The organism is Streptomyces sp. NPDC053432 (genome assembly GCF_055585365.1).
On the sequence record NZ_JBVJKF010000055.1, the window covers coordinates 1 to 2,448 of the forward strand.

The window sequence follows — 2,448 nt, forward strand, 5'->3', positions numbered from 1 at the left end:
GTATCGACTCAGACGACGGATCACCCTGCCTCGCCATCAGGCAGGAGCGCGTAGCGATGGAGGCGCTCTGGGCCGTCGGTACGCTGGCCGAATGATTCGGACCGTCGTTCTGGACATCGGTGAGACCCTCACGCGAGACGATCGTTACTGGGCCGCATGGGCGGACTGGCTCGGAGTGCCCCGCCACACGCTTTCCGCGCTGGTGGGCGCCGTGGTCGTGGACGGACGGGACAACGCGGACGCGATCCGCCTTTTGCGCCCGGGCGTCGACCTCGCCGCCGAATACGCCGCCCGCGAGGCCGCAGGACGCGGTGAGCGGCTCGACGAGACCGACCTCTACGAGGACGTCCGCCCGGCACTGAAAGCGCTCCGGGCCTCCGGCGTACGAGTCGTCATCGCGGGCAACCAGAGCCCCCGAGCCGGTGACATGCTGCGCGCACTCCAGCTACCGGCAGACCTCGTCGTCACGTCGGGCGAGTGGGGTGTCTCCAAGCCTGCGAGTGCCTTCTTCGACCGAGTGCTGGCGGTATCAGGCAGTACCGCCGAAGAAACCCTTTACGTGGGCGACCACCCGGCCAACGACATCCACCCGGCGCGAGCCTCAGGCCTCCGCACCGCACATATCCGGCGTGGCCCCTGGGGTCACTGGTGGGCGGACGACCCCGCTGTCCGAGCCGCCGCAGACTGGTCGATCAATTCCCTCAGCGAACTGCCGGACATCGTCCGGCAGTAGGAACAGGCACCCATTCGTGGGACGCCCACGGCTCGGCGCGATACGGTCCGGGCATGGCCGAACACATCGGGCAGCGCATCGCCGCCCGGCGGCGAGCCCGACGCATGACGCAAGCCGACCTCGCTCGCGAGGCACACGTCTCGCTCCCCATGATCAAAGGCTGCGAACGGGGTGTCCGTTCGCCCGGCCCTTCCACGCTGGAAGCGATCGCCTCCGCTCTCGGTCTGGATGCGTCCCGCCTTGATCCGGCCTACGTCGGCACCGGCCGCCGCGTCCACGCCGCACTCCCGGCGATCTCTGCGGCGATCGCCGGATACGAACTCGCACTGCACCCGGTCGGCAGAACACTCGAAGCATTGCGAAACGACATCGACGCCGCTGTCGGATGGCGCCTCGCAGCCCAGTACGGCCTGATCGCGACGCAGGTCCCCAAGCTTCTTGGCGACGCGCTGGCACACCTGCATGCAACATCCGGCCCTCGCATCGAGGAAGCGGCGCACCTCGTCGTCGCGGCGGCGCGGTCCGCCGATGCAGTGGCCTACAAATTCGGCGCACACGATCTCTCGGCTCGCTTGATCGACGTGATGCGGTGGGCAGCCGCCCGCTCAGAGGACCCGGACCTGGGCGCTTGCGTGGCCTACGTGCGCGCCGAGACATTCCTCGCCGCCCGCGCCTACCGGGGCGGCCACTTGGCGCTGGAACAAGCCCTCGATGTAGGCCCTAAGCCGAACACCGGCCGGTCGATCGCGACCCTTGGCGCCCTGCACATGCGGACGGCCGTCGTTGCCGCGCGAGCAGGCAGTGCGGATGCCGCCTACGACCACCTGAACGCGGCCCGGACACTGGCACAGGGCCTTCCCGAGGCCATCTATCTCGGCACCTCGTTCGGGCCGTCCAGTGTCCGCATCCACGAGGTGGCCGTCTCGGTCAGCCTCGGCAGCGACCGCATCGGCCGCGCCCTGGACGTCGCCGGTAAATGGAGCCCGGGCCGGGACATCCCGGCAGAGCGCCGGTCCGGGTTCTGGATCGAGGTGGCGCGCGCACGACTTTGGTCGGGCGACCCCGACGGAGCCTTCAACTGCCTGAAGGAAGCTCGCAAACACGCACCGCAACACGTACGTGAGCACCCGTGGGTCCGAGAGGACATTGGGAAGATCCTCCGTCTCAAACGCGCCCCCGCTGAATCGTTGACGTCCTACGCCAAGTGGATCGGTGTCATCTGAGCAAGCCCTACGAGGAATACAGCCCGTATCCCTTGCAGGACTCGTAGCGGCGCACCATCTGTCTGCCCGTACCGAAGAGACAGATGGGAACGCCCATGATCAACCAGGACGAACGCCCCGGGCCGGATCACCCATGGCAGACCACATCATGCCCGTGCCACCCAGGCGGGGAGAAAATCACGTTGGGGCCCAGCAGCGATCTCCTCGAACGGGCTCGCACCGGCTGGGAGCGTTTCGCCTCCTCCTTCAATGAGCAGTCCGATGGCTGACCACTACGCGTACGTGCCGCACCCACTGCTGCGGCGTCGGGTACGCGATGTGGCGAGTGGCGTGGAGGGGGAGTTGATGGCAGTGATCAACGAAGACGTCTCGAACTCGATCAAGCCCCATTGGATGGAGCTGGCATACGTCCGGGGCCCATCCGGTCGCGAGTTCTCCACGGCAGTCGACAACATCGAGCCGGCCGACCCGCATCCGAGTCAACGCACCCGA

At 67.6% G+C, this 2,448-nt stretch carries 3 protein-coding genes; all 3 read left to right on the forward strand.

Translation table 11 applies throughout. The features are described 5' to 3' along the window. The first annotated feature begins 91 nt into the window (after positions 1 to 91). The gene (locus ACZ6Y1_RS37475; RefSeq protein ID WP_469640655.1) at positions 92 to 733 is read left to right on the forward strand and encodes an HAD family hydrolase; all 642 of its coding nucleotides are present in this window, start codon (positions 92 to 94) and stop codon (positions 731 to 733) included. Positions 734 to 786: 53 nt separating this feature from the next. Then, positions 787 to 1,956 carry a helix-turn-helix domain-containing protein gene (locus tag ACZ6Y1_RS37480; RefSeq protein ID WP_469640657.1) on the forward strand — a complete coding sequence of 390 codons (1,170 nt, stop codon included), beginning with the start codon at positions 787 to 789 and terminating at the stop codon, positions 1,954 to 1,956. Positions 1,957 to 2,217: 261 nt separating this feature from the next. Then, positions 2,218 to 2,448, forward strand: a 231-nt coding sequence (locus tag ACZ6Y1_RS37485; RefSeq protein ID WP_469640659.1) for a hypothetical protein, incomplete at its 3' end; no start/stop codon positions are given.

What these genes read in the sequence shown, in the direction of transcription:
- ACZ6Y1_RS37475 (WP_469640655.1), top strand. Translation starts at nt 92, where the DNA reads ATGATTCGGACCGTCGTTCTGGACATCGGTGAGACCCTCACGCGAGAC.
- ACZ6Y1_RS37480 (WP_469640657.1), top strand. Translation starts at nt 787, where the DNA reads ATGGCCGAACACATCGGGCAGCGCATCGCCGCCCGGCGGCGAGCCCGA.